The 3079-nt window shown below is 61.9% G+C and carries 3 protein-coding genes; all 3 read left to right on the top strand.

From position 1 onward, the window contains the following. Window positions 1-283 precede the first annotated feature (283 nt). Window positions 284-466, top strand: a complete 183-nt coding sequence (locus tag WCA53_RS06530; protein ID WP_423907108.1) for a hypothetical protein — start codon at window positions 284-286, stop codon at window positions 464-466. 148 nt (window positions 467-614) lie between these two features. Further along, window positions 615-1163 carry a MarR family winged helix-turn-helix transcriptional regulator gene (locus WCA53_RS06525; protein WP_423907106.1) on the top strand — a complete coding sequence of 183 codons (549 nt, stop codon included), beginning with the start codon at window positions 615-617 and terminating at the stop codon, window positions 1161-1163. After that, the coding region (locus WCA53_RS06520) for an FUSC family protein (protein ID WP_423907104.1) at window positions 1160-3079 on the top strand (1920 nt) is incomplete at its 3' end. The genes WCA53_RS06525 and WCA53_RS06520, both read left to right, overlap by 4 nt.

The raw sequence follows: 3079 nt of genomic DNA, 5'->3' as shown, positions 1-3079 counted from the left end.
CGTGGTCGTTCTGCTTAAGTCGGATTTTCTTGCTTATTTCTGTTAGCCCCTATCCGGGGCGGGACTTCATTTCTTTGCAAACGCGCAAAGAAACGAAGCAAAGAAACGCGTTTTAAACCGCCAATTTGTAAGTGTCGTCGGCGCTCACTTCAGGTTTTTGGCACGAACGTAGCACAGCCCCCGAATCCCCCACCCGCAGCCGGACACCCACCTCAAGCTCCAGCGGCACGCACACGCTTCGCCCCGACGACCGTATTTCGCCTCGACCATCCTGCGGACCGACTTGAAGGCCCGCATCGAAGAGATTGAAGGCATGGGCATCGATTTGATCGGAATCGGTCTTCTCGACGACGCCGTAGAAAACTTTTATGCGCATAACATCGTTGTACGCAAACTGGATGAACTGCCCGCGTTGGCCTTCTCGGTGCTGAGCGACATGCTGCTCAAGCGCCATCGGGTGCGCTGAAAACCCCGCTGAAACCCCGCTGGACGAGTGCCCCTGATGCGATTCGGCATATCAGGCGTTCGGTTGCAAAACGCTCCTGGCAGGCAAAAAACCACAGTTAAAATTCAATAGCTTGCTATCGAATTGGTGTCGAAATACAATCCGCGCCATGGCAACGCTCGATACCCTTCGACAATCCGTGAGCACCGCGCTTGTGACCGCGTCGCGCCAGTGGAGGCGCACGAGCCATGGCGTGATCGCCGCGTACAACGTTTCCGAAGCCTGCGCGACGCCGCTGATCATCGCCGGGCGGCTCGATGCGCCGGTGCGCCAGGTCGCGCTTGCAGAACTCACGGGTATTGAAGGGCCGTCTCTGGTGCGCCTGCTCGATCAGCTCTGCGCGGCGAACCTGGTGCGCCGCGACGAAGATCCCGACGACCGGCGCGCAAAGGTCATCTCGCTCACTGACGAAGGCCGTGTCGTCACCGCGAAAATCGAACGGGAACTGGTGACATTGCGCTCCGACGTACTCGAAGGCCTGAGCCGTCAGGAGCTCGAGGCCACATTGCGCGTGCTCGGCGCGTTCAACGCCGTCGCGCAGTCGGCCACACAGCCGGGCACGCCGTCGGCCGATCTGCGAGTGAAGCAACGGGCAAAGCAAGCGATGAAGCGACCGTCGCCGATAGCAACGCGCAAGACAGGCGTGCCGCGAACATGACGCTCCCTTCTCCTCGTGACTGGCTGTTCTCGGTCAAGACCTTCGCGGCCTCCATGCTCGCGTTGTATATCGCGCTGAGACTGGAATTGCCGCGTCCCTATTGGGCGATGGCGACCGTTTATATTGTCTCGAATCCGTTCGTCGGCGCCACGCGCTCAAAGGCGCTGTACCGCACGCTCGGGACGCTGATCGGCGCGGCGGCGGCTGTCTTGTTCGTGCCGCCGTTTGTCGAGTCGCCTTATATTTTCAGCGCGGTCGTGGCGCTCTGGACCGGAACGATGCTGTTTCTTGCCATCAACGATCGCACCGCGCGCAGCTATGTGTTCCTGCTGGCCGGCTACACCATGCCGCTGATCGCCCTGCCCTCCGTGATGAATCCGGCCGGCATCTTCGATCTCGCCGTGTCGCGCGCGGAGGAGATCACGCTCGGCATCGTGTGCGCGAGCGTGGTGGGCAGCGCGATTTTTCCGAGCCGGCTCGCACCGGCGCTTGTCGAGCGCACGGATGCCTGGTTCCGCGACGCCGTGTTCTATACGAAAGAAACGCTCGCCGGCAACGTGCGCGGCACAGCGATCTCCGCCTGCCGGCAACGCCTTGCCGTGACGGTCAATGCGCTCGAATTCCTGCTGAGCCAGCTTGCCTATGACCAAACGCGACCCGACGTCGTCGCGCGAGCGCGGACGTTACGGGGCCGGATGCAATTGTTGCTGCCGGTCCTGTCCTCGGTCGGCGATCCTCTCGCGACCCTGCTCGGCGGCAACCAGCCGCCGCCCGGTTTGCAGCCGCTCCTTGCCGATATCGCCAAGTGGTTCGACGCGCCGCTGCCAGAGAGCATCGAGCAGGATCCACAAGCCGATATTCTCCGCGCGCGGATTGCGAGCCTCCAGCCGAGTGCGGACGAGCTTCGTTCGTGGGAAGGCGCGGTCTTCTCAAATACGTTATGGCGGCTGAAACAACTCGTCGATGTCTGGCAGGATTGCCGTGCGCTGCGCGTCGTCACCCGCGAGGAAGGCGAAGTCTGGAGGCCGCGCTACAAGCATCACCGGCTTGGCGGCACGGAACAATATTTCGATCGGGGCATGTTGCTGTTCTCGGCGGGATCGGCTGTGCTCGCCATTTTCCTGTTGTCGAGCCTGTGGATTGCGTCCGGCTGGAACGACGGCGCGGGTGCTGTTTCCCTGGCGGCGGTCGCGTGCTGCTTTTTTGCCGCACTCGACGAACCCGCGCCGCAAGTGTTCGCGTTTTTTATCTACACATGCCTGGCCGTCGTACTCGGGGGGCTTTATCTATTCGTGATCCTGCCGACCGTGCACGACTTCGCGATGCTGGTGGTCATGTTTTCCGTGCCGTTCATCCTGATCGGATCGCTTATCCCACGGCCGCAATTCAACCTGGCGACCATGCTGACGGCCGTGAATACCGCCACGTTCATCAGCATTCAAGGCGCGTACGACGCGAACTTCCTGACCTTCGCGAACAGCAATCTCGCCGGTCCTGCCGGCTTGTTGTTCGCGTTCCTCTGGACCCGGGCGACGCGGCCGTTCGGCGCAGAATACGCGGCCACGCGGCTGGTTCGTTCGAGCTGGCGCGACGTGGTGTTAAGTGCATCGCCAAGGCCAATCGACGACCTGAGAAACCTGACCTCCCGTATGATCGACCGCCTGATGCAGATCATTCCGCGCGTGGCCGCGAGCGACAACGAACGCCATCCTTCCATTGAAAGCTTCCGCGACCTGCGGATCGCATTTAATGCGCTGGACCTTCGACGCGCGCGGCGACGGCTCCACGGCGCCGATCGGGCGTCGATCGATCAAGTGCTTAACGGCGTGCGCGCATACTTTCAGTACTGCGTGGAACGCGGCGCGCGCCAGTCGGTGCCGGCGCCGCTTGCGAGCGCCATCGATTCCGCGCTAGAC

Source organism: Caballeronia sp., assembly GCF_049581465.1.
Taxonomy (GTDB): Bacteria; Pseudomonadota; Gammaproteobacteria; order Burkholderiales; family Burkholderiaceae; genus Caballeronia.
Note: the sequence above shows the minus strand (reverse complement) of the source record. Positions and strands in the feature narration are given on the sequence as shown.